Raw genomic sequence first — 24,966 nt, forward strand, 5'->3', positions numbered from 1 at the left:
CATATGTTTGATTTGAAAGGATACGAAACCTCTCTGCTGGAGGGGGCCTGGATCACCCTGGAGGTGGCGCTCGCCTCCCTGCTGCTGGCCCTGGTGCTCGGCATGCTGGGGGCCCTGGCCAAGCTCTCTCCCTACAAGTGGGCACGCGGCATCGCGGCGGCCTACACCACCGTCATTCGCGGCATCCCGGATCTGGTGCTGATGATGCTGCTCTTCTTCGGCGGCCAGGTGCTCATCAACGGGATCTGTACCTGGGTCAACGAGGCCTACAACAACCACCTGCTGGCGAGCAACCCGAACCAGGAGTGGGTCTCCCTGCTGCCCGATTACATCGACATCAGCCCGTTTGCGGCCGGGGTCGCCACCATCGGCTTCATCTTCGGCGCCTACATGACCGAGACCTTCCGCGGCGCCATCCTAGCGGTGGACAAGGGGGAGCTCGAGGCGGCCCGTGCCTTCGGCATGCGGGCAAGCCAGGTCTTTGTGCGGATCCTCTTTCCCCAGATGATGCGCCACGCCCTGCCCGGGTTTGGCAACAACTGGCTGGTGCTGCTGAAAACCACGGCCCTGGTCTCCATCATCGGGCTCGATGACATGGTGCGAAAGGCGTCGCTCGCGGCGGGCTCGACCCAGCAGCCTTTCACCTTCTACATGGCGGTGGCGCTGATCTTCCTGGTCTTCACCGCAGTCTCTACCTCGGCGCTCAAGTGGGCCGAGCGTCACTACGCCATCAAGACGAGGTAAGCCATGGATTTCTCGATCATTCTCAAGGAGTGGCCCACCTACTGGGAGGGTCTCTATACCACCATCTGGCTGGTGGCCGCCTCGCTCATGCTGGGGCTCATGCTGGCGGTGCCCATGGGCATACTACGCAACAGCCGCAACTGGTTGATAAAGGGGCCAATCTGGGCCTATATCTACTTCTTTCGCGGCACCCCGCTCCTGGTGCAGCTCTTCATCATCTACTACGGTGCCGCCCAGTGGGAGTGGCTCAAGAACAGTGCGGCCTGGACCCTCTTCTCGGAAGCCTGGTTCTGTGCCCTGCTGGCGTTCACTCTGAACACCGGCGCCTACACCGCCGAGATAGTGCGCGGCGCCGTGATGAACATGCCCAAGGGGCAAATAGAAGCGGCAAGCGCCTTTGGCATGACCCGCTGGCAGACCCTCACCCGCATCATCCTGCCCAACTCGTTTCGCCGTGCGCTGCCGGCCTACAGCAACGAGGTGATCTTCATGCTGCAGGGGTCGGCGGTGGCGGGCATCATCACCATCGTCGATCTGACGGGGGCCGCGCGGATCATCAACTCCCGCTACTACAGCCCGTTCGAGGCGTTCCTGACCGCAGGTCTGCTCTACATGCTGCTCACCTTCGTCATCGTCTGGTTGTTCAAGAAGTGGGAAGCCCGCTGGCATGCCCACCTGCGCCCGCGCAGCGTCTGACTGCCAGCAGAGAAAAAGCCCGCAACTGCGCAATGCTGTTCAGATAAGCACTTTTTTGACTGATTATTCATAAATTGGATTTGAGTTGAGGGGGCAAGGCTGTGTCCAGTCGATCTTCCTCCAGCCTTTATCCAGCGGGGCTTGCAATAGAAAGAGGGAGGCATCATGCCTCCCTCGATTTTTTGTCCTGATACTACGTGGACTGGAACTCAAATTCTCTTAAGTGAACAGCATTGCCGCAACTGCGGGCTTTTTTTATGGACTACGGGCAGGTTCAGCGCCCCAGGTACTCCCTGTCGAAGAAGGTGTTGACCCAGTGGGGGCGATAGACGGCGAGCAGGGTCATGGTCATGCCGTTGAGGAGCGCCTCGGGGAAGAGCAGCAGCGGCCAGATGGAGAGGTAGTCGGCGCTGATGGTGTGCCAGGAGTAGGTGCCGCTCACCCCCATCAGCAGGGCGCTGGCGATCACCTTGGCCGAGATGCTCAGCGCCCCCCCGAGAAATGCCGCCACGAACAGGTAGACGAAGAGGTGGCGAGGCAGCCAGGCCCAGCTCCCCAGAAACAGCAGCCAGCTGGTGGCCACCGGCAGGGCAACGCCGATGAGGGCCTGCCAGCCGATGTCGGCCAGGGGGATGACCCCGAAGTAAGCGAGGAGCAGCAGGGTGAGGCAGGGGGCGAGCAGGGCGAGGCGCCAGCCCAGCAACAGGGTCAGGCTGGTGAGGCCGAGAAAGTGGATCTCGAGCCCCTCGTGCAACCCGGCCCGCAAGGTCCACAGCGGTACCAGCACGATGGCGCCGCCGAGGCAAAGATGCTGATAGAGCGGGTGGGCGCCAAGGGTGCGCAGCAGGGAGGCGTTCAGACTGAAGGCGAGCAGCACCAGCCAGAGCAGGAGGGCGGCGACTTGTCCTTCACTCATGAGCGGTTCCCCCGGATGCGGCTGTCGGTGATGGCGCGGTGGCGAACGCCGGCGCAATGAAAAGAGGCCGCCCTCTGCCGGGCGGCCTCCTGTCTCAATACTTCACGTTGGGGTGATACTTGCCAAGGATGCCCTGGACCCTGTCCATGGTCTCCTTGCTGGGGGGCTTGATGCCGACCAGATCGTAGGTATCTCCCAGCACGTCCCACTTGTGCTTGCCAAGTTCGTGGTAGGGCAGCAGCTCCACCTTCTCGACGCACTCCCCCAGCTCGGCGATGAACTGGCCGAGTCCTTCTGCGCTCTCGTCATCGTCGGACCAGGTGGGCACCACCACGTAGCGGATCCACATGGTCTGACCGCGGGAGGCCAGGTAGCGGGCGAACTCCAGGGTGTACTTGTTGCTGACGTGGGTGAGGGGAATGTGCTTCTCGTCGTTGATCTGCTTGATGTCGAGCAGCACCAGATCGGTGTTGTCCAGCACCCGGTCGAGCAGCTCGTCGTAGTGACGCACGAAACCGTTGGTGTCGAGGCAGGTGTGGATCCCCTGGGCCTTGCAGGCGGTGAACAGTTCGGCGATGAACTCCTGCTGCAGCATGGCCTCGCCGCCGGAGGCGGTCACGCCACCGCCGGAGGCATTCATGAAGTGGCGATAGCTGGTGAGATCCTTCATCAGCTCGGGCACGGTGACCTCGCGGCCGCCCTGGGTGTCCCAGGTATCCCGGTTGTGACAATACTTGCAGCGCATCAGGCAGCCCTGCATGAACACGATGAAGCGGATGCCGGGGCCGTCGACGGTCCCGCAGGTCTCGACGGAATGGATCCGGCCAATGATGTCGGTAGTGCCGGTGTCGCTGGCTTCAACGGTCGGGATCCGCTGCGTGCCGGGGGTGGCAGGTCCCTTGGATTCAACGGCGGGGATCCGGTTAATGACTGACATAGACGACTCCAATGGTGCGGACAAGGTTCGAGCGGTCGTTATTTTATGACAGAAAGCCCTATAAATCCTACCAGTTTAGCCCGCAGGGGTGGCACCCAGCAGGCTCTCCAGTGCCTTGACGGGGAGCGGCCGGCTGGTGAGGAAGCCTTGATAATGCTGGCATCCCAGGGCCTTGAGCACGGCGAGCTGCTCCTCTTCCTCCACCCCTTCGGCGGTGACGGTGAAACGAAACACCCGGGCGAGATCCAGGATAGCCTTGACGATGGCCTTGTCCTGTTCGCTGTGGACCAGGGTCTGGATGAAGCTTCTGTCGAGCTTCACTTCGTCGGCGGGCAGATCCCGCAGATAGGCCAGGGACGAGTAGCCCGTGCCGAAGTCGTCGATGGAGATGAGCAGGCCGAGGGCCTTGAGCTGGCGGATCCTGGCGATACTCTCCAGCCGGTTTTCCAGCACCACGGACTCGGTGATCTCCAGCAACAGGCGCGACGGGGGCACCCCGGTGTCCCGCAGAATGTACTCCACCTGCTGCACGAAACCGGCGGTGTGGAACTGGCGGGCGCTGACGTTGACCGACAGATGGGGGATGGCGAGACCGTTGTTGAGCCAGAAGCTGTACTGGGCGCAGGCGGTCTTCATCACCCAGTAGCCTATCTCCTGGATCAGGGTGGTCTCCTCGGCGATGGGGATGAACTCCCCGGGGGGCACCATGGTGCCGTCGGCCTTCTGCCAGCGCAGCAGCGCCTCTATGCCCGAGAGCGTGCCGTTGTCGACCCGGTATTGGGGCTGGTAATGCAGCACCAGCTCGTTGTTGCGCAGGGCATCGCGCAGCTGGTTGTTGAGAGAAAGCTTGCTCTTCTCTTTTTCCGCCATGGCTTCACTGAAGAAGATATGGTTGCCCTGGCCCGCGCGCTTGGCCATGTGGACGGCGGTATCGGCCTGCTGCATCAGGACAAGGTGATCCTTGTCGTCATCGCTGAACAGGCTGATCCCCACGGAGGCGCTGCAGTGCAGCTTGTGATCGCCGATGTCGAAGGGGGCACGGAAGATCCCCATCAGCTCCCGGGCAAAGTGCTCCGCCAGGATCTTGGCGGTGATATAGCCCTGGCCCAGCGCCGTGAAGAGCAGGGCAAATTCGTCACCCGAGGTGCGGGCGAGCACCAGGTTCTCCTGGGGCAGGGACTTGAGTCGCACCACCACGGCCTGGAGCAGCAGATCGCCGCAGGCGTGACCGAGGGAGTCGTTGATGGATTTGAAGTTGTCCAGATCCAGCAGCAGCAGAGCCCCCCACTGACCACTCGGGGCCTGCAGGGTGCGCTGCATGATGTCGGTCAGGCTGCGCCTGTTGTAGAGATCGCACAGGTCGTCGTAGTAGGCGAGGCGCTCGATGTGGCGGGCCGTCTCTTTCTCCTGGGTGATGTCGTGGAAGCTGCAGACGAAGTGACTGATCTCCTCCTCCTCGTCCTTGACCCCGCTCACCATGAGCCGCACCGGGAAGAGGTGTCCTTCCCTGTGCAGGCATTGTTCCTCCCCGAGCCAGTATCCCTGCCGGTTGACCGCCGCGATCACCTCCTCCTTGAGGGTGTCGCCATAGTAGGTGGGCCTCAGGGCGTCGATGTGCAGGCCCAGCATCTCCTCGCTGGCAAAGCCGGTGATGCGGCTGAAGGAGGCATTGACCTTGAGGATGATGCCCCCGTGATCCATCACCAGCAGGCCGTCGTGGGTGTTGAAGGCCACTTCGGCCAGGCGCAGGGCATCGTCATTGGCCAGGCGCTGCAACTCGCTGGCGGCCCGCTCGCGCTGTTCGTAGAGGACGTCCAGCAGGGACGCAGGATCGGCCAGGGGGGTGGCGAGCAGCAGGGTGAGCTGCCCCAGGGGGAGACCATTTGGCCCCGGGAAGGGGATGCCGACATAGGCCTTGGCGTCGAGGGCCAGCAGCTGGCTGGACTGGGGATAGCGCAGGGCCAGATCTTCCACGTAGAGGCTCTGCCCGTGCTGGAAGATCTCCCGGCCCGGGCCGATGTCCATGGGCATGGGTTTGACGACGGCGAAGGCATCCCCCTCCACCACGCAGCGGGGAATGAGCCAGAGATCCTGGCCGCGAGGCTGAAACTCGCCGATCCAGCCCCTGTGGGCACCGCTCAGGCCCATGGCCCAGCGCAGCAGGGCGCGGCAGTAATCGTTGCCGGTCAGGTTGGCAAGCCCCGGGGGAGGCGCGAGGTCCGGGGTGTCGGTCGTCACGGAGTCCGGCTGCCAGTGGCCGAGCAAGCGGGCGCAATGACGTACCAGTTGCAGGGTGTCATCGCTGATGAGGGTGCTCTCGGCATACTCCAGGCTGAGCACGCCGATGAGCTTCTCCTGTTCCAGCAAGGCGCCGTCCAGGCGGGAGCAGACATTGGCATCGGCCAGATAGTAGTGCTGGCTCAACATGGGCTGGTGGGCCGCCTCCGAGAAGCTCAGGGCGCCCCGGGCGCGCAGGGCCCGGATGTAGCGGCTGTCTCCGCGAATGGCACCGAGCGCGTCCACCCCCAGGGTGAAGACCGGGGTCAGCTGTTCGCCGCCAAGGGCGCCATGGGCCTGGTAGTGCCAGAGGATCAGGCGATCGGCCCCAAGGCACTCCTTGAGGCTCTCCAGCATGGCGTCATACTGCTGCTGGCTGGCCATCTGGCTCAGGCGCGGCAGTTGCAGGGACAGGCTGGCGGCGCTCTCCTGGGACTGGGTCTGCAGGCAGATGAGCCAGAAGGCGTCCTGCTCGTGGGAGAGGGAAATGTGCCAGAGGAGGGCGTCAAAGCGCAGCACCAGCTTGCCCCCCTTGCCGCTGGCCAGCCGCTGCTCGATGGGCTGGCGCAGGGCGTCCGGCAATTGGGCCGGCCAGGCACTGCGGGGCTCGTCGAGCCAGTGGAGCGGCGTCTGCATCACATCGGTCAGGGCGACCAGCCGTTGACTACGGGTATCCAGGCGGAAGAACAGGGGCGCCTGGCTGGCGGTCGGAAGATGGCTGAGCGCGGTAGACGACATGAACTGACACTATCCTGTTGAGCAATTGTCGGAGGGCAAGAATACTGCAAATCCGTGGCAAACAAAATTTCATTGAATTCTAAATTAGATAAGTCTAATTTATTGGTCATTTCCTGTTGAGTGGAGTCTTGCAGATGAAACGGATCCTGATTGTGGGTGGTGTGGCCGGGGGGGCGTCCGCCGCCGCCCGTGCCCGCCGTTTGAGCGAAGAGGCGGAGATCGTGATGTTCGAGCGGGGCGAGTTCGTGAGCTTCGCCAACTGCGGTCTGCCTTATCACATCGGGGGGGATATCCCGGATCGGGATGCCCTGCTGCTGCAGACACCGCAAAGCTTCAAGCGCCGTTTCAACGTGGATGTGCGGGTGTTTCACGACGTCATCGAGATAGACAGGGCCGGCAAGAGCCTGCTGGTGCGCAACCTGCTCACCGGCGAAGAGCGGCGCGAAGCCTACGACGTGCTGCTGCTGAGCCCGGGCGCTGCCCCCATCCGGCCTCCCTTCCCCGGCATCGAGAGCCCGGGGGTACACACCCTGCGGAGCATTCCCGACATGGATCGCATCCTGGCGGCGCTGGCGCACGACAAGCCCCGCCACGTCACCGTGGTGGGGGGCGGTTTCATCGGGCTGGAGATGATGGAGGCGCTGCACCAGCGCAAGCTGGATGTCACCCTGCTGGAGCTCTCCGATCAGGTGATGGCGCCGGTGGACAAGGAGATGGCCAACCTGCTCCACGCCCGCATCCGGGAAGAGGGGATCGACTTGCGCCTGCGCACCGGTCTGTCTGCCATCGAGCGCCTGGAGCTGCCGGCGGAGAACGGCTCGGCGGTACCTGCCGGCCTGCGCCTGACCCTGAGCGACGGCTCTCATCTCGACACCGGCCTGTTGATCCTCGCCATCGGCGTCAAGCCCGAGACCCTGCTCGCCGCCAAGGCGGGGCTGGTGCTGGGACCGCGGGGCGGCATCAAAGTGGATGCCGGGATGCGTACCTCGGATCCCTTCATCTTCGCGGTGGGGGACGCGGTGGAGGAGACCGATTTTGTCACCGGCGAGTCCGTGCTGATCCCCCTGGCGGGTCCGGCCAACCGGCAGGGGCGCATCGCCGCCGACAACATGCTGGGGCGAAGCGAAACCTACAAGAAGACGCAAGGGACCGCCATCTGCAAGCTGTTCGATCTGGCGGTGGCGAGCACGGGGCTGAACGAGAAGCGGCTGGTGCAGCTGGGGCTGCCGTTCGAGAAGGTCTATGTCCACCCGGGCAGCCACGCCGGCTACTACCCCGGTGCCCACCCGGTCAGCCTCAAGCTGCTGTTTGCCCCCGATGGCAAGATTTACGGCGCCCAGGCCATCGGCAAGGATGGCATCGACAAGCGCATCGACGTGCTGGCGGTGGCCCAGCGTGCCGGGCTCACCGTGTTCGATCTGCAGGATCTGGAGCTCACCTATGCGCCGCCCTTTGGCTCGGCCAAGGATGTGATCAACATGGCCGGGTTCGTGGCGAGCAACCACCTGAAGGGGGACACCCTGCTCTGCCACGCAGCCGAGGTGCAGGCTCGCCACCCCCATCAGCAGGTGGTGGATGTGCGAAACGGCCCCGAACTCGACAAGCTGGGGCGCATTCCGGGGGCGCTGCACATTCCTCTGGACGAGCTGCGCAGCCGTCTTGATGAGTTGCCCAAGGATAAAGAGCTGCTCATCAGCTGCCAGGTGGGACTGCGGGGTCACGTGGCCTGCCGCCTGCTGAGCCAGCACGGTTTTCGGGTCAAGAACCTCTCCGGCGGTTTCAAGACCTGGCAGACGGTGATCGCCGAGTAGATCCTCCAGGCTGAAATGGCCCGATTGATCACTCTGTATGCAAACGGGCCACTCCAGTGAGTGGCCCGTTTCTTCATCAGGGGCCGATGCCGCCCGACATGGCAGTTGGTGTTCCCGGGAGCGACGCTTTATTCTATTGGCTCCTGCGCTGCGGCGATCCAACCCGGGATGAACACCATGCACCTCTCTCTCTCCTGCCCCGTGACTCGTCTTCCCCGGGTGGCCTGGCTGGCGGCGCTGCTGCTGGCCGGTTGCGGCCCCGACAAACCTGCCAGCCAGGTGCCGACGACTGACCCGATGGCCCGGCAGGAGGCGGGGGCGCCCGCCTCCGTGGTGCAGGCCAATGCCCGCCAATATAGGGATGCCCCTGCGCTGGCGCTGGTCTTCTCCGGCCCCTTGGTGCCCAAGGCAAACTGGCAGAGCTGGCTTGGGGTCAGTGAAGGGGGCAAGCAGGTGCAGGGGGAGTGGATCCTGGCCGACGATGGTCGCACCCTCTATTTCCCGAACGTGCAGCCCGACAAAAGCTATGAGGTGAGCCTCAAGGCGGGGCTGGGCCCATCCCCCCAAAGCTGGACCCTCAAAACCCGGCCGCTGGAGGCGGGAGCCTCCTTTACCGCCAGCGGCATGGTATTGCCGCTGCGTCAGGAACTTCGCCTGCCCATCAGCGCGGTCAATGTGGATGAGGTCAATATCGATTTCTTTCGGGTCGATGCGGAATATCTGCCCCGTTTTCTGGCGGAATATCGCCCCGGTGCCGGCATGGGTAACTGGGAGCTTGAGCAGATCACCAAGCGGGCCAGGCGGGTATTCAGTGGCCGCTATGCGCTGGAGCTCGATGCCAACCGGCGCGAGACCCGCCTCATCAATGTGAAGGAGCCGCAGTTGGCGGAGGCTGGCGTCTACTTTGCGGTGATGTCCCCCCTTGGCAACTACGACTGGCGCAAGGAGACCACCTATTTCGCGGTGAGCGACATGGGGCTCAGTGCCCGCCGTTACCGCGATGAGCTGGATGTGTTCGTGAGTTCCCTGGCCAGCGCCGACCCCCTCAAGGATGTGCAGCTCTCCCTGCTCGACCAGAAGGGCAACCGGCTGCAGGTGCAAACCACCGACCCCCAAGGTCATCGCCGCTTCGATCAGGTGCAGGGGGCTCGCCTGCTGCTGGCCGAGCAGGGCAACCATCTGGCGGTGCTGCGCCTCGATGGCGCGGCGCTCGATCTCTCCACCTTCGATCTCGGCACCCAGCCCTGGCAGGCCCAGCAGTTGTATCTGTTCAGTGGACGCGATCTCTATCGCCCCGGCGAGCGGCTCGACAGCGAAATCCTGCTCAAGGGGCAGGATGGCCAGCTGCTGCCGGGGATGGCGGTGGAGCTGGAGGTGAAGCAGCCGGACGGCCAACTGCTCGAACAGAAACGGCTGCTGCCGGACAATTTGGGCGCGGCCCACTACGGCCTGCGCCTGCCGGATGATGCGCCGCTCGGGCGCTGGACCATCAACCTCAAGACCGCTGCCGGTAGTCGCTTCGAGTGGCCTTTTCTGGTGGAGGAGTTTCTGCCGGAACGGCTGAAACTGCAGCTTGGCAAGGGGCCGGATGGGGAAGTGACGAGTCTGGACGCCGCCCTCACTCTGCCGCTGCAAGGGGACTATCTCTACGGCGCACCAGCCAGTGCCACCAAGGCGAAGGCGGAGGTGAAGTTAAGCCGCGCCACCATGCCCTTTACCCAGTGGCAGGAGTTCACGCTGGGTGACGTGCTGCTCGCCGAGCAGGCCAAGGATCTTGAGGCGCTCAGTCTCACCCTGGATGCGCAGGGGCAGGGGACTTTTTCGCTTGCTGATGAGCTCGATGGGGTGCGTGCCCTCGGGCCGCTGGAGGTGGCTTATCGGGTGTCGCTCGCCGAGCCCGGTGGCCGCGCCGTCAATCGCAGCCGCACCCAGTATGGCTGGCCCGCAGACAGCCAGTGGCCGGCACTCAAGGCCGACTTCGTAGCGGAGCGGGTGGAAGGGGGCAAGCCGCTCCCCTTCCAAATCCTCAACCTCGATGAGCAAGGCCAGCCGGTGGCGGGGGCGGTGAAGGTGCGCCTCATCAACGAGTACCGCGACTACTACTGGCACTACGCCGATGGGGAGGGGTGGAAGTACGAGTTCAACAGCCAGCCCTATCTGGAGCAGGAGCAGACCCTGCAGCTGGATGGCAAGGGGCCGACCCCGCTCACGCTGCCACTGGCGGCGGGCTGGTATCGATTGGAGGTGGAGAACAGTCAGGGCCATCAATCGAGCCTGCGGGTAGAGATCGGCAGCTACGCCTGGGGCGGCGGTGGGGAGCAGGCACGGCCTGACAAGATCGCCATCACCCTCGACAAGCGCGCCTATCAGGCGGGTGACAAGGCCAACGTGACCCTGGTGGCCCCGCGCCCCGGCAAGGGGTTGCTGCTGGTGGAAGATGGCGACGGCCTGCGCTGGTGGCAGCGTATAGAGCTCAAGGGCGCCGGCGGCGATGCCAAGGATGCCCGCGGCGAGTTCGAGATCCCAGTCAGCCCCGAGTGGCAGCGCCATGATCTGCATATCTCGGCCCAGATTGCCGCGCCAGACAGTGACTCAAAGCCGGTGAGCCAAAAGAGTGTGCAAAGCCTGCGCTCGGTCGGTCTGGCGCCGCTCACCCTGGACCGGGAAGCGCGCCGTCTGCCGCTTACCCTGAGCGCGCCGGACAAAGCGGTGCCGCTCACTCGACTGGAAGTGACCGCCACCTCCACCCCCAACAGTCAGGGCCGCGTGGTGCTGGCGGCGGTGGATCGGGGTGTGCTCAACATCAGCGACTACCAGCCGCTCGACCCGTTCGAGATCTTCTTTGGTCGCAAGCGCTACGCCCAGGATTTGTTCGACAACTACGGCCAAGTGATCCCGCCGCAGGATGGCAAGCTGGCTCGCCTCAACTACGGGGGTGACCGGGCGCCGCTGAAAAAGGGCGGCGCGCTGGAGAGTCGGGTCGAGATTGCCGCGCTCTGGAGCGGCGAGGTGAGTTTTGATGAGAGTGGCAAGGCGGTGATCCCGCTCGAGCTGCCCAACTTCAACGGCGAGCTGGCGCTGATGGCGCTGGCCTGGAACGAACAGCAGGTCGGTGAGGCCGAGCGCGCCGTCAAGGTGGTGGCGCCGCTGGTGGCAGAGATCGGCTGGCCGCGCTTTGGCGCCAGAGGGGATGAGACCCGGGCGCTGGTGCAGCTGCGCAACATGAGCGGTGAGGATCAGACCCTCTCCCTTGTCTGGACCCTCAATGGCGGGCTAAAGGCAAACGGCGAGTTGCCCGGCACGCTGTCCCTCAAGAACGGCGAAGAGCAGTGGCTGACCCTGCCGCTCACCGTGACCGGGGCGAGCGGCGTGGCACGCCTGCAGTTGGCTGCCAGCGGCAAGGATTTTGCCATCAGCCGCGACTGGACTTTGCCGCTGCGATCCCCCTGGCCGGCCGAGACTCGCCAGCGCTACCAGATGCTGGCTCCCGGCCAGCAGATGAGCTTTGCGCCAGCTGAGCTGGCCGGGCTGGATCGCGCCAATCTGCAGGGGCTGCTCAGTCTTTCCGGCACTCCCCCCTGGGATCCGGCAGCCCAGTGGCAGGCGCTGGCCGACTACCCCTATGCCTGTCTGGAGCAGACCCTGTCCCGTGCCTGGCCTTACTTGCTGACCACGGCGGATGAGCGCACCGCCTGGAGCAAACCCGCAGAGGGCAAGAAAGCGGCGAGCGATGCGGACGTGCAACGCGCCCTGCTGCAACGGCTGCAGCGGTTGCAACTGCCGAGCGGCGGCTTTGGCCTGTGGGATGGCCGCTCCGACGAGGAGCAGTGGCTCACCGCCTATGCCGCCGACTATCTGCTGGCGCGCAAGGAGGCGGGCGACTCCGTGCCGGAGGCGATGCTCAATCAGGCGCTGAACCGGTTGCAGAGCTATCTTACCGACAGTCAGTATGGTGAGCGCTGGAGCAGTGCTCCCGAGCACAGCCGGCTGGCCTATCAGGCCTACAGTGCCTATGTGCTGGCCCGGGTGGGCAAGGCGCCGCTCGCTACCCTGCGCCTTATCTGGGAGCAGCAGGCCGATCACGCCCGCTCGGGTTTGCCGCTCTTGCACCTCTCCCTGGCCCTCTCGGCCATGGGGGATGAGCAGAACGCCGCCAAGGCCCTCAGCCGGGCATTGGCGACCGAGCGCGGGGACGATTATCTCGGGGATTACGGCTCGCCGCTGCGCGATCAGGCCCTTGAGCTTTCGTTGTTGCGCCAGCACAAGCTGGCTGCGGAGCGCTGGCCGGCCCTCAGTGCCAAGGTGGCCGATACCCTGGCCCATCGTCAGTGGCTCAGCACTCAGGAGCGGCTCGCCCTGTTGCGACTCGCCCGCGTCGATCCGGCCGTCGACTGGCAGGCCAGGGTGACCTCCTCTCTTAGCAGTGGATCCCTGAGCGGTTCGGCTCCGCTGCAGCAGGGCACCCCCGAGGCGCTGGCGGCGAGCTCTGTCACCAACGAGGGCAAGGGCTCGCTCTATGTGCAGCGCACCCTGGTCGGTTACCCCGAGCAGGCGCCAGCACGGATCAGCATGGGAATGAGCGTGACCCGCAGCTGGTTCAACAGCGACGGTCAGCGTTTTGACCCGACCAAGGTGAAGGTGGGCGATCTGGTGGTAGTGCGGCTCAATGTCAGCAGTGAATCGGCGGTGCCCGATGCCCTGCTGGTGGAGATGGTGCCCGCTGGCTTTGAGCTGGAGAATCCGGCCCTTGGCAACAGCATCAAGCTCGAAGAGCTCTCCATCGAGGGGAAACCTGCGTGGCAGAGCGAGTGGAACGACTACCTCAAGCATCAGGAGTTTCGCGATGACCGCTACACGGCGGCGCTGGATCTGAGCGCCGAGAGCAACCAGCAACTGGTCTACCTGATGCGGGCGGTGACGCCGGGTCGCTATCAGGTGCCGCCGACCCAGGTGGAGGATATGTACCGCCCCGAGCTGCGGGCTGTGGGTGAGGATATCCACGAGGTGATCATCTCTGAGTAACAAACCCTCCCTTGAGCGGGTTCGCCCGCTCACTTTCTGGCGGCGCGGCTGGCTGAAATTGGGTCGCACTGGCCGCACTGGCCGCGCTGGCTGGCGCTGGCTTGGTCGTTTGCCACGCTGGCTGCGTTTCTCGGTGCTGGGCGTTGTAGCACTGCTCCTGTCATTGCTGGCGCTGGATCGTATTTTCCCGCCGCCGCCGCTCGACCCTGCCTACGCACGGGTGGTGCTCGACATGAAGGGGCGACCGCTGCGCGCCTTTGCCGATACCAGTGGCGTGTGGCGTTACCCCGTGACCCTGGAGCAGGTCTCCCCCCGCTATATCGAGGCGCTGCTGGGCTACGAGGATCGCTACTTCTGGCGTCATCCCGGGGTCAATCCGGTGGCCATGGTGCGCGGGGTCTGGCAGTGGCTGCGCTATGGGCGCGCCGTGTCGGGGGGCTCGACCCTCACCATGCAGGTGGCGCGCCTTATCGAGCCCTACCACAGGAGCGTGCCCGGCAAGCTGCGCCAGATGGCGCGCGCGCTGCAGCTGGAGTGGCACTATGACAAGCGCACCCTGCTCACCGTCTACCTCAACCGAGCGCCGTTTGGCGGCAACCTGGAGGGGGTGCAGGCGGCCAGTTTTGCCTATCTCGGCAAGAGCGCAGCCAAGCTGACTTATGCCGAGGCGGCGCTGTTGGCGGTGCTGCCGCAGGCCCCCAGCCGCAACCGGCCGGATCGCCACCCCGAGCGGGCCCGCGCAGCCCGCGACAAGGTGATGCAGCGACTGGTAGCGCAGGGTGTCTGGCCCGAGCCGGTGTGGTTGGAGGGACGCATCGAGCCGGTGCTGGCTCGCGGTCACTTCACGCCGATGGAGGCGCCGCTGTTTGCCCGCCTCGCCGCCGACCATCAGGCCGGGGAGCTGGTGCACACCACCATAGACGGGGATCTGCAGCGCTGGCTGGAGGGACGGGTGGCGAGCTATATCCGCCGCTTCCCGGAGCAGACCTCAGCGGCGTTGCTCTTGGTCGACAACCAAACCATGGCGGTGCGCGCCTATGTGGGCAGCGCCGAATATGGCAACCTGCGCCGCCACGGTTACCTCGACATGGTGCAGGCGATCCGCTCTCCCGGCTCTACGCTGAAGCCCTTTATCTACGGTCTGGCGATGGATGAGGGGCTGGTGCATTCGGCTTCTCTGCTCTCCGATGCGCCAAGGCTCGGCTCGGATTATCGCCCCGCCAACTTTTCCGGTGCCTTTCAGGGGCCGGTGACGCTCGCTCAGGCGCTGCAGCAATCCCTCAACGTACCGGCGGTGCAGGTGCTGGAGGCGCTCGGGCCCGACAAGCTGGTCAGCCGCCTCGACAACGCCGGGGTGCGGCTGGCGCTCTCCGACAAACCCAATCCGGCCATAGCGCTGGGGGCGGCGGGTATTCGGCTCGAGCAGCTGGTGGCGCTCTACAGCTCGCTGACCCGGCAGGGGCAGGTGGCCATGCCGGTCTGGCTGGCGGGGCAGCGAGCGGTGTCGCGCCCCTTGCTGAGTCCGGGGGCGGCCTGGATCATCTGGCAGATATTGAGCGCGCAGGGGCGGGCTGATCAGCCCTTTGCCAGTGAAGCGACCGGCCGGGTCAACCGACTGGCCTGGAAGACCGGCACCAGCTACGGCTATCGCGACAGCTGGGCGATGGGGGTCTCCGGTCGCTGGACCATCGGCGTCTGGCTTGGGCGCCCCGATGGCACCCCTATGCCCGGTTTTTACGGCCAGAGCGCGGCGGTGCCGCTGCTGCTCTCGGTTTACTCGCGATTGGCGGATAACAGCCCTCTGCCGATGCAGCCCAACACGGTCAGCGAAGCGGAGATCTGCTGGCCGCTGGGGCGCAGGGTGAGCGCGACCCTGCCTGAGACCTGTTTGCAGCGCCAGAGCGCCTGGTTGCTGGAAGGGCGCGATCCCCCCACCTTGCCAGATCCCATGGACTGGCCCTCGCCGCTGCGCCAGGTCGCACTGACCGTTGCGGGCAAGCCGACGCTGACACGTTGCCAGGATGCGGCACAATCCGGTTTTCGGGCGCTCTGGCCGCTGTCGCTGGAGCCGTGGCGCTCACCCGGCGAGCGGCGGCAGGCGCTGCTGGCCAGCGGCTGCTCGGGGGAGGGGAAGAGCACCGAGCAGCAGGCCCCCATTCGCATCCTGGTGCTGGGGGAGGGCAACTTTGTTCGCAGCCAGCGTTACCGGCTGCAGCCCAAGGTGCTGGGCGGTGTCGGCAAGCCGGCCTGGTTTCTCAACGGCCAGCGGCTGCGCTGGGACGGGGATCAGGTATTGAGTGAGGCCGGTCGCTACCAGCTGGTGGTGGTGGACGAGGCGGGTAACAGCGATCGCATCGAGTTTCGGCTGGAAAACCCCTCCTGAGGGGGCTCCATGGCAGGCGCCAGAATATTGACGGCATCGGGGATGGCTCCGATGCCAGGGGTTATCCACCTTCGGCTGGGCGCCGACCGGCTCAGGGCTTGACCTGGCCCAACCGGGTGAAGAAGTGCTGACTCTTGCGCTGGTGGAAGTGGCTCTTCTTGATGGGGTGAAACACCAGGTTGCAGCCAGGATGGCTCGCCTTGAGGCGGTGGATCATCGCCATGGCGGGCAGGCTGGTGCTGATCAGGGTGGTGAGTGGCAGGCTGACCGTCTCGGGCCCCAGCAGCGGGTTGAGCCCCTGCTGTGCCTGCTCGAAACGGGTCAGCACGGCGGGCTCGGCGTAGCCGCTGCCCAGCATGGCGAGCAGGGCATCGAGCGCCTGATGGAACTCGGCCAGCTGTTGGCGAAAACCGCTGCGCCCGCGCAGGGCAATAAGCTCTGCAACGGGGATCTCGCTTAAGTTGGCGGGCACTCGCAGCGGGATCTCGAGGTGGAAGCAATCCTGGCCGCCTCTGTTGTGGTAGCGGGACTCGAGCAGGTGCAGCAGCCGGTCCAGATAGTCGTGATCCGTAATCAAGGCCCCCTCATTGGCGAGTGCCCACTCGCGGGCGAGCCGCATGGAGATCAGGTTGGCAAAGCGGCGCGCCATCCTGAACCCGCCCTCCTCCAGGCTGGCAAAACCGTGAGCCAGACAAAAGCCGTGCAGCCGCTCCAGCCCCGCTTGGGCCGGACAGAAGCAGTCGTGATTGGCCGGCATGCGCCAGCGACCGATCAACTCCTTGTTGCCAAACACCTTGTGGCGGACGAAGTCGGGGGCAACCAGGCCGGTAATCTGGTTCTCGAGCTGGGGCGTGATGGCGGCGAAGAAGGCGGGTGCTGGCGGTTCGGCCAGCAGGTCGGTCTGCCGGCGCAGGGTCTCGAGCAGGGCGGTGAGGCCGCTCTTCTCACTGACGGTGAAGACGAAGGCGAGCCGCTCCAGATAGAGCAGGGCAAACTTGAGCCAGAGTTCATCCCGCACTTCCATGCCGGGGTAGTAGATATGGGTTTTCATGGGTGCCGTGTTGCCGGGGCGCAGGCTGGGGAATATACGCAAGATGGCCAGGGTGCGGCAAACATTGCGTGGGGGAATGTGAACGGCCGCTCATCCAGTAGGCGCTGGCCACAAAGTTCTGATATAATTCGCGCCCTTAAATCGAGGCCACCCGAGTCAATACCATGAAGTTCATTATCAAGCTGTTCCCGGAAATCACCATCAAGAGCAAGTCGGTTCGCCAGCGTTTCATCAAGATACTGCAGGGCAACATCCGCAACGTCCTGCGACGCTTCGACGACGACGCCCGGGTGCGGATGGACTGGGACAAGCTGATCGTGAGCTCCCGTAACGACCAGTTCCGCGAGCAGGCCATCGAAGCGCTCGCCTGCATCCCCGGCATCCAGGCCTTCCTCGAGGTGCAGGCCAGCAAGTTTACCGACCTGCACGACATCTTCGAGCAGGTGAAAGCCGTCTGGGGTGACCAGCTCGAAGGCAAGACCTTCTGCGTGCGCGCCAAGCGCCACGGCAAGCACGAGTTCTCCTCGCTCGAGATCGAGCGCTACGTGGGTGGCGGCCTGAACCAGCACTGCGTGAGCAACGGCGTGCGCCTCAAGAACCCGGACGTGAAGATCAACCTCGAGATCGACGGCGAGGAGCTGTTCATCGTCAGCGCCATCCACCAGGGCCTGAGCGGCATGCCCATCGCCACCCAGGAGGACGTGCTGAGCCTGCTCTCCGGCGGTTTTGACTCCGGTGTCGCCTCCTTCCAGTTCATCAAGCGCGGCTGCCGCGTGCACTACTGCTTCTTCAATCTGGGCGGTGCCGCTCACGAGATCGGTGTCAAGCAGGTGGCCTATCACCTGTGGAACCGCTTTGGCTCCTCCCACCGGGTACGCTTCACCGCGGTGGACTTCGAGCCCGTGGTGGCCGAGATCCTCGAGAAGATCGACAACGGCCAGATGGGGGTGGTGCTCAAGCGGATGATGATGCGCGCCGCCGCCAAGGTGGCCGACGAGTTCCAAATCCCGGCCCTGGTGACCGGTGAGTGTGTGGGCCAGGTCTCCAGCCAGACCCTCACCAATCTGAACGTCATCGATCGGGTGACCGACAAGGTGATCCTGCGCCCCCTCATCACCTGGGACAAGCCGGACATCATCAGCGAAGCCCGCCGCATCGGCACCCTGGAGTTCGCCGAAACCATGCCGGAGTATTGCGGTGTCATCTCCAAGAAGCCGACCGTGAAGGCGGATCTGGCGCGCATCGAGGAGGAAGAGGGGAACTTCGACTTCGCCATCTTGGACAAGGTGGTGGCCGAGGCCCGCTACCTCGACATCCGTCGTATCGGTGAAGAGACTGCTGCCGAAGTACAGGAAGTGGAGACCACAGCAGAGACCACCGACAACGAGGTGATCCTGGATATTCGCTCCATGGACGAGCACGACGAGAAGCCGCTGGTGGTGGAAGGGCGTGAAGTGATCCACGTCCCCTTCTTCAAGCTGGCCACCGCCTTTGGCGATCTGCCCCAGGAGAAGACCTACCTGCTCTATTGCGACCGCGGCGTGATGAGCAAGCTGCAGGCGCTCTACCTGAAAGAGAAGGGCTTTGCCAACGTCAAGGTCTATCGCCCCTGATCCGGTGAACCTCCGCCCATAAAAAAATCCGGCCATGTGCCGGATTTTTTTATTTCACTCGGGATGACGTCAGGGGCAGGGGACGGGCGTAAAGGTGGATTGCCCCTGGCAGCGCCAGCCCATTTCGGCCTGACGCATCTGCCACAGATTGTTGCTGCGAAACAGGGTCAGGATATAGAGGATGTCGCTCCTTTGGCCGTCGAGGGCCACCGAGAGCACCAGATCGTTGTCCAGCTGCTGGGCATGGATACGGGTAGGCACGTCTTCATGGCCGACAAAACGGCGAGCCACCTCACGATAGTCGTTGACCCAGCCTTGCTGGCTGCTGCTCGCCTGACGGATCTGCTGGTTGAACTGCTGCACCGGGGTGGATGCCAGACGCCCGAACAGGGTCTGTGCCCCCGCATGAGCCGCCGCGACAGTCATCAGAACAAGCGTGGTAATGAGCCCAAGTTTTTGCATGAGAGAATGCATTGAGAGAGTCCGGATTGAAACGACTCCTGTATGACAACAGAAAAGCGGACTTGGTTCAATCTCGCCCCGGTCAGGGTGGGAGCTGGCCCACCCTGACCGGTTCAGTTGCGCTGCAGCGAGAAGGTGGGCAGGGAGAGATGCCAGTAGATGGCCGCCACCCGCAGGCCGAATACCCCCAGCATGCTGATGAGCATAGCGCTCACCCTGTCCACTCCGACTTCCAGCGACAGGGTATAGAGGATGCCCCCAGGATGCAGGCGGTGGCGTAGATCTCCTTTTGCAGCACCATGGGCACTTCCCGGGCCAGCACGTCCCGGATCATGCCGCCCGCGACGCCGGTCATGGTCCCCATGATCACTGCAATGAGCCCGGGTGTGCCGAAATTGAGCGCCTTCTGGGCGCCGATCACGGTAAAGAGTGCGAGACCGAAGGCGTCCGCCACCGGCAGCACATACCAGGGCATGCGGCGAGGCAACTTGACCATCCACATGCCGACGAGGGCCGTGGCGATCACCACCCAGATGTAGAGGGGGTCGCGAACCCAGAACACCGGGGTCGCCCCCAGGATCATGTCGCGGATGGTGCCGCCACCGATGGCGGTGACCGCGGCCAGCACCATGACGCCAAAGCCGTCCATTCTGAGACGACCCGCCACCAGGACCCCCGAAAACGCGAATACCGCAGTACCAAACATGTCGCTGATGTAAACGATCTGCTCAACCAGAGTCTGCATGGAGAACAACTCACGTCCAATAGATGATGGGGCGGCGATTTTAGGGGCAAGCCGTGGGGATGAGCAATGCGGGAGTGCAAAAGTGGGAGCCAGCGCCGGTTTCTGGATAAGGGGTTGAGGTAGGCAAGTGGGCCGCATCAGGCCGCGAGGCGGCCATGACCGGGTGCAATACAGATTTATCCTCCTTGAGGCAAAAAATGTTCTAAAGCATCGGGCTGTGGTGCCGTTACTAAGGGGGAAGCAAATGGAAGGGTGTCAGGAAATCCAACTTTTTGCAGTGCTGCGGATCTGGTCATCACCACGTTGAATCAGGTCTGCCTCAGTCACCGGCAGCGGATTGGCCCTGCGGACTGAAGAAGGATCTCAATCGCCGTGCGCCCTGGGATCCGCAGTTTTAGACTTATCAGGAGAATTCATTATGTCCATGTACATCAGCACCAACATCTCGTCCCTCAACGCCCAGCGTAATCTCGTGAACTCTGGTAAGTCGCTGGATACCTCCTATACCCGCCTCGCTTCAGGCCTGCGTATCAACAGCGCCAAGGATGATGCGGCTGGCCTGCAGATCTCCAACCGGATGACCGCCCAGATCAACGGTCTGGACCAGGGCAACCGCAACGCCAATGACGGCATCTCCCTGGCCCAGACTGCAGAAGGGGCTATGGAGGAGGTGACCGGCATGCTGCAACGTATTCGTACCCTGGCCCAGCAGTCTGCGAACGCTACCAACTCAACCGATGATCGCACTGCATTGCAATCAGAGGTGACCCAGCTGACCAAGGAAATTGATCGTATCGCCAAGGACACCACCTTTGCAGGTACCAAGTTGTTTAATGATGGCCAGTTTGATTTTCAAGTCGGCCCTGATGGCACCAGTCAGGTTATTGGTTTCAAACTGGAGAAGATGGATATGACCACCCTTGGTAAGGCGACGATTGATATTACTGATGCAACCAAATCTCGGACTGCCATGACCGATATGGATGCCATGATTAAAAAGGTTGATGCCAAGCGTGCCGAACTGGGTGCGGTGCAAAACCGGTTGGACTCCACCGTTCGCAACCAGGCCAATATCTCGGAAAACGTCAGCGCCGCTCGCTCCCGTATCCGCGATGCGGACTTTGCCACCGAAACCGCCAATATGACCAAGCAGAATATCCTGCAGCAGGCGGCCTCCAGTATCCTGGCCCAGGCCAACCAGCGTCCGCAGTCGGCTCTGTCGCTGCTGGGTCGCTAAGACGGTCCAGGTTAACCTCTGAATAAGGAGCGGCAGATGGCCAATGAATCGATAGTCATGGCTTCTACCTCGATGCTCACTTCCCATGGCGGCCCTAAGGCCGCCATGCCTGTTTCTGTGCCGCCAACATCCGGCGAGGAGCAAGCCGTCGAGCTGGGAAGCGTCGACTCGGCAGACAAGACTCTGAAAGAAGAGCCTTCGAAGGCCACAGCGTCGTCATCCAAGAATAATGATGAAACAGAAAAACAGGCCCAAGAATTGCAAGAGAAGCTGACCAGCTTGGGCAAACTAAAGGGGTGGGCTATCCATTTCAGTCTGGTGCCCGAGTTTGACCGACCGGTAATCCAGGTGATCGATGCCGAGACCAGGCAGGTGATCCGCCAGATCCCGAGCGAGGAGATCCTCCAGATGAACAAGCGGCTACAGGAGATGGGGAAGAATCAGGGCGATGGTCCCGGCCTCTCTGGGCTGCTGTTCGACGGTCAGGTATAGGTTTTTAACGAGATAAGAGGAGCATGTTATGGCGATTACCTCCGCCGGAGCGGGGTCGGGCATCGATCTCGAGAGCGTGATCACGGCGAGCGTGGCCGCCAGGAAGGCGCAGTTGCAGCAGCCCATCACCACCAAGCAAACCAGCACCAATATCACCTTGTCTGGCATAGGCCAGCTCAAGTCCTCCCTCACCGCCTTCACCGATATTTTGGATACCTTGAGCAAACCCGGTGCCTTTAACAAGCGGGCCATCAATATCACCCAGAATAAAGATGATCCTGTGCTGGCAGTGGAGAGCAAGAGTGGCACCTCGAACGGCCAGTACAATATCACCGTCAACAAATTGGCAACCACCAGCCGCCAGGAAGGGATCTTTGACAGCTCGACCGTGCCGCTTGTCACCCAGGATGGCCAACTGACCTTCAAGGCGGGGGACAAGGAGTTCACGGTCGACGTCAAGGCGGGGGATACCCTGCAAAACATCCGCAAGCGCATCAACAATGATGGCGACAACTTCGGGCTCAGTGCCAACATCGTCAATACCGCCGATGGCAAGGCGAAGCTTGTCATCGATTCTGGGGTCTCGGGAGATGGCAAGGATCTGGTCATCACGGGTAGCACGACCGAACTGCAAGATAAGTTCACGGGCAAAATGGCAGAGACGCAACAGGCGTCCAGCGCCGAGATCCTGGTCGATGGCAATGTGCTCAAGAGCGATACCAATGTCTTCGATGACGTCATTCAGGACCTGAAGCTGACCGTGTTGCGGGTCTCCGACACCGACAGCAATGGCGACCTCAAGTCCAACAAGGTAGATATCACCACCGACAAGACCGCCATCGAAGAGACGGTGCAGAAGTTTATCGATGGCTACAACGCGCTGCAGGAGAAACTGAGCGGCTTGGGCAAGCGCAACAGCATCGTCGGTGGTGTGCGTCAGGATGATGGCGGGGCCCTGGCGGGAGATTCCGTTACCCGGGCCATCAGCAACTTCATGACCAACGTCATTACCAACCCGGGCGGCACCAGCACCACCTATTCCACCATCTTCGAGCTTGGTGTCAAGATGGACAACAAGGGCAAGCTCTCCCTCGATAAAGAGAAATTTGGCGAGGCGGTCGACAAGAACTTCGATCAGGTGGCGGCTCTGCTTGGCGGGGATGAGGGGTTGGCGGCGACCCTGACCAAGGGTCTGAAGGAGTACACCAAGTCAGGGGGCATGCTGGCGCAACGGACCGATACCCTTAATTCAGATCTGCGCAGCCTGAGTCAGAAACAGGCCACCACCAATGAGCAGCTGGTTAAATATGAAGCCGCCTTGCGCGCCCAATACGGCAGCCTGGATGCCCTGCTCGTGAAAATGAATAACTCAGCGGCAGCACTGTCAGCATTGCAAATAAACAATAACTGAGAGTGATATTTCGAGGACCCATGTTATGTACCACCGTAATCTGAAGGCATATAAGACAACCAGTATCGAAGCGGACCTGGTGGTTGCGGATCCCCATAGGGTCATTCAGCTGATGATGCAAGGACTTCTGGAGTGCCTCGCACAGGCGAAGGGAGCCATAGAGCGCAAGGACATGGAGGCAAAGGCCAGAACCATCTCCAAGGCTCAGGGACTGGTGCATGGCCTTCAGGATGGGCTGGATATGACACAAGGGCAGATCGCGGAGGATCTGTTTGCGCTCTATGCCTATATGGATGAGCGTATCTGGGAGGCCAGCGTGCGACGTGACGTTCAGCCTCTCGACGAGGTCATGACACTGATGGTGACGATCAAATCGGCTTGGGATCAAATCACCGACGCGGATAAGCAGCAGGGCTTTCAGCTAAGACAAGCCTCAGGGAGTGTGTAGTGGATGAGCTTAATGCTTATGGTGATGCCCTGACCAATAATATCGCGACACTGCAGCGATTGTTGGCGGGCCATCAATATGAAGAGGCCTTAACTTGTATGGATGAGCGCCTGGCGATCATCGCGGCACTGACAGCATTGTCCCAGCAGAAGAAGCTGGCGCCAGCGGACATAGCTACCTTGATCAGAGATCAATTAGCAAAAGAGCAGGAGCTGAGAAGCCAGGTTGATATGTTCAAGAATGAGATCGCCATGCAGATAGTGGCCCTCGGCAGGGCCAACAAGGCAAAGTCTACCTATCATGGGAATAGGTAAGATCTAGGGAAGGTGCGAATAAGTCATATGGCACGAGAGCATTTACTGGTAACCCATTGATATTAAATGACTAAAATTTTCATTTTTTGTTCGTGGGATACTTGTTCGCACTTTCCCTAAGTCTGGCCAGATTTATTAGCCTGATACCTGCACCGAAGACACGTGATCTCGTAGAAATGAAGCAAATGGAAAGTTCCAACGATAGCCAGTAACTAAGGGGGGAGTCAATAAAGATGTTAGCTCTTCCCTAATACCCATTAGGTGATGATGACCTGCTATGTAGGCATTCTCTTTGCCTTTTAATAAAACCTACGCTCTTGAAAGGGGTAGGTGAATCCGGATTATTTTCTTGAGGACACCGTCATGGCCCATACCCTGGTAACCCCCAGGTACTACACGGATTTTCACTGTATTGGCGATCAATGTGAGGACAATTGCTGCCATGGATGGACGATATCCATCGACAAGAAGACCTATCGTCATTATGTCAGTCACCCGGATCAGCTGATTCAAAGCACTGCCAGGCAACATATTGAGAAGGTGAAAAAGTCAGACGCTCACTGGGGGACTATCCGCATGGATGAGTCTGGCGCCTGCCCCTTTCTGGATGGTGTCGGATTATGCAATGTACATAAGAAGATAGGGGCCGAGGCACTGAGTCACACCTGTAAGAGCTACCCCAGGCAGTTGCGGCAATTTGGTACCCAGCACAGGCGAAGCCTGGTGCTCTCCTGCCCGGAAGTGAGCAGGCAGGTACTCTTGAATCCAGATGCCATGATGGTTGACGTTACCCCCTTCAAGGGGCAGGCCAAGACCTCCCCTGTCTCCAGTTCCCTCGACACGCTGCATTCATTGAGCATCGACGTGCTGCTTGCCGATGGTATGACAATAGAAGACAAGCTTTGGCTGATCGGTATGCTGGTACACAGGGATGAAGGCAAGGGGTCGCATCAGGCATTTATCGAACAATTGGCTCCCATGATCAATGATGGTCAGTTGAGCGCGGCTTTCTCTCAAATTCCGTTCATTGGTAAAGTTCAGTGGTGGGCCTTGCGTACTCTGACGCATCTGTTAATACAAAATCAGCAGCGTCGAGGGAGAGCAACGATAGTCCGCTGTCTGAATAAGATAGATCAGGTGTTAGAGGGGGAGTTTAATGAGGACAAGCTGCTGCTGATACACCAAAGCTGGCACCAGAAAGTAGTGCCCTTTTTAACGGAACGCCCCCATATTCAACAGAACTATCTGCTTTATCATGTCTACCATAATCAGTTCCCATCAGAATCAGGTACTCCTCAAATAGCGTATCAGCTTCTTATTGCAGATTATTTCCTGCTACGCAGTTATTTATCCTTGATTGCGATGGATGAGGCGCCACTCACCGAGCGGGATATCACGGATCTGTTTTATAGCTACCATACACTCCGCCAGCATAACGCAAAATTTGCGACTGTATTGGAGCAAGGATTGCAGCAGTCAGGTCTGGCGAGTGATATCACCCTCTATGCCCTCTTGAAAACGGGCCATGAGCAAGTTTGACGGCATCGGACACATGGCTGGCAGCAGGTTTTTTCTGACTAATCCGGCCGCATGATGTGCGGGGTGGCTAACACCTTTACCGGCCGCTGGGCGGCGGCGCAGGTGATTCAGTGTCAGGACAATTAAGGCC

17 protein-coding genes and 1 pseudogene are annotated in these 24,966 nt (G+C 61.9%); 12 read left to right on the plus strand and 6 right to left on the minus strand.

Translation table 11 applies throughout. From position 1 onward, the window contains the following. Positions 1-3 precede the first annotated feature (3 nt). Both C2U47_RS18600 and C2U47_RS18605 read left to right on the plus strand, forming a co-directional pair. Complete coding sequence (locus C2U47_RS18600) at positions 4-744, plus strand: ABC transporter permease (RefSeq protein ID WP_010674269.1); 741 nt, start codon at positions 4-6, stop codon at positions 742-744. 3 nt (positions 745-747) lie between these two features. Next, positions 748-1,440 (plus strand): ABC transporter permease, encoded by a 693-nt coding sequence (locus tag C2U47_RS18605; protein ID WP_043156313.1) that lies wholly within the window; start codon positions 748-750, stop codon positions 1,438-1,440. A gap of 274 nt (positions 1,441-1,714) precedes the next feature. On the opposite strand, the gene C2U47_RS18610 is transcribed toward C2U47_RS18605, so the two are convergent. From C2U47_RS18610 to C2U47_RS18620, 3 genes are all read right to left on the minus strand, one after another. Then, positions 1,715-2,356: an energy-coupling factor ABC transporter permease gene (locus C2U47_RS18610; protein WP_041215455.1), complete on the minus strand. Its 642-nt coding sequence runs from the start codon at positions 2,354-2,356 to the stop codon at positions 1,715-1,717. Positions 2,357-2,450: 94 nt separating this feature from the next. Beyond that, positions 2,451-3,293 carry a pyruvate formate lyase 1-activating protein gene (pflA, locus tag C2U47_RS18615; RefSeq protein ID WP_010674272.1) on the minus strand — a complete coding sequence of 281 codons (843 nt, stop codon included), beginning with the start codon at positions 3,291-3,293 and terminating at the stop codon, positions 2,451-2,453. Between the two features lie 75 nt (positions 3,294-3,368). Then, positions 3,369-6,308 (minus strand): sensor domain-containing phosphodiesterase, encoded by a 2,940-nt coding sequence (locus C2U47_RS18620; RefSeq protein ID WP_103261799.1) that lies wholly within the window; start codon positions 6,306-6,308, stop codon positions 3,369-3,371. 134 nt (positions 6,309-6,442) lie between these two features. On the opposite strand from C2U47_RS18620, the gene C2U47_RS18625 reads away from it, so the two are divergent. The 3 genes from C2U47_RS18625 to pbpC all read left to right on the plus strand — a co-directional run bounded on the left by C2U47_RS18625 (position 6,443) and on the right by pbpC (position 15,524). Then, positions 6,443-8,119 carry an FAD-dependent oxidoreductase gene (locus C2U47_RS18625; protein WP_103261800.1) on the plus strand — a complete coding sequence of 559 codons (1,677 nt, stop codon included), beginning with the start codon at positions 6,443-6,445 and terminating at the stop codon, positions 8,117-8,119. 177 nt (positions 8,120-8,296) lie between these two features. Next, a complete protein-coding gene (locus tag C2U47_RS18630; protein ID WP_223930496.1) occupies positions 8,297-13,141 on the plus strand; it encodes an alpha-2-macroglobulin family protein in 4,845 nt (1,614 codons plus the stop codon). Positions 13,142-13,193: 52 nt separating this feature from the next. After that, complete coding sequence (gene pbpC, locus C2U47_RS18635) at positions 13,194-15,524, plus strand: penicillin-binding protein 1C (protein WP_223915959.1); 2,331 nt, start codon at positions 13,194-13,196, stop codon at positions 15,522-15,524. A gap of 91 nt (positions 15,525-15,615) precedes the next feature. Here pbpC and C2U47_RS18640 read toward each other — a convergent pair whose 3' ends face one another. Next, a complete protein-coding gene (locus tag C2U47_RS18640) occupies positions 15,616-16,575 on the minus strand; it encodes a hypothetical protein (RefSeq protein WP_103261803.1) in 960 nt (319 codons plus the stop codon). A gap of 164 nt (positions 16,576-16,739) precedes the next feature. Between C2U47_RS18640 and thiI the strand changes: the two genes are divergently transcribed. Next, positions 16,740-18,188 carry a tRNA uracil 4-sulfurtransferase ThiI gene (gene thiI / locus C2U47_RS18645; protein WP_103261804.1) on the plus strand — a complete coding sequence of 483 codons (1,449 nt, stop codon included), beginning with the start codon at positions 16,740-16,742 and terminating at the stop codon, positions 18,186-18,188. A gap of 69 nt (positions 18,189-18,257) precedes the next feature. Here thiI and C2U47_RS18650 read toward each other — a convergent pair whose 3' ends face one another. Together C2U47_RS18650 and C2U47_RS18655 are read right to left on the minus strand one after the other, a co-directional pair. Further along, a complete protein-coding gene (locus C2U47_RS18650; protein ID WP_199766824.1) occupies positions 18,258-18,650 on the minus strand; it encodes a hypothetical protein in 393 nt (130 codons plus the stop codon). A 113-nt stretch (positions 18,651-18,763) separates the two neighbouring features. Continuing rightward, a pseudogene (locus C2U47_RS18655) lies at positions 18,764-19,395 on the minus strand (trimeric intracellular cation channel family protein). A 418-nt stretch (positions 19,396-19,813) separates the two neighbouring features. Between C2U47_RS18655 and C2U47_RS18660 the strand changes: the two are divergent. The 6 genes from C2U47_RS18660 to fliB all read left to right on the plus strand — a co-directional run bounded on the left by C2U47_RS18660 (position 19,814) and on the right by fliB (position 24,836). Next, positions 19,814-20,632: a flagellin N-terminal helical domain-containing protein gene (locus C2U47_RS18660; RefSeq protein ID WP_103261805.1), complete on the plus strand. Its 819-nt coding sequence runs from the start codon at positions 19,814-19,816 to the stop codon at positions 20,630-20,632. Positions 20,633-20,668: 36 nt separating this feature from the next. Further along, positions 20,669-21,124 (plus strand): flagellar protein FlaG, encoded by a 456-nt coding sequence (locus C2U47_RS18665; RefSeq protein WP_223915951.1) that lies wholly within the window; start codon positions 20,669-20,671, stop codon positions 21,122-21,124. A 28-nt stretch (positions 21,125-21,152) separates the two neighbouring features. Further along, complete coding sequence (fliD, locus tag C2U47_RS18670) at positions 21,153-22,535, plus strand: flagellar filament capping protein FliD (RefSeq protein ID WP_103261806.1); 1,383 nt, start codon at positions 21,153-21,155, stop codon at positions 22,533-22,535. 25 nt (positions 22,536-22,560) lie between these two features. Continuing rightward, positions 22,561-22,983: a flagellar export chaperone FliS gene (gene fliS, locus C2U47_RS18675; protein WP_103261807.1), complete on the plus strand. Its 423-nt coding sequence runs from the start codon at positions 22,561-22,563 to the stop codon at positions 22,981-22,983. Then, entirely contained in the window at positions 22,983-23,297 is a 315-nt protein-coding gene (locus tag C2U47_RS18680; protein ID WP_103261808.1) for a hypothetical protein, read from the plus strand. The genes fliS and C2U47_RS18680 overlap by 1 nt, the downstream gene beginning before the upstream one ends. Before the next feature lie 363 nt (positions 23,298-23,660). Beyond that, on the plus strand, positions 23,661-24,836 hold the full coding sequence (gene fliB, locus C2U47_RS18685; protein WP_199766825.1) for a flagellin lysine-N-methylase: 1,176 nt from the start codon (positions 23,661-23,663) through the stop codon (positions 24,834-24,836). Positions 24,837-24,966: the final 130 nt, after the last annotated feature.

It is taken from the genome of Aeromonas sp. ASNIH7 (assembly GCF_002903485.1).
Taxonomy (GTDB): Bacteria; Pseudomonadota; Gammaproteobacteria; order Enterobacterales; family Aeromonadaceae; genus Aeromonas; species Aeromonas caviae.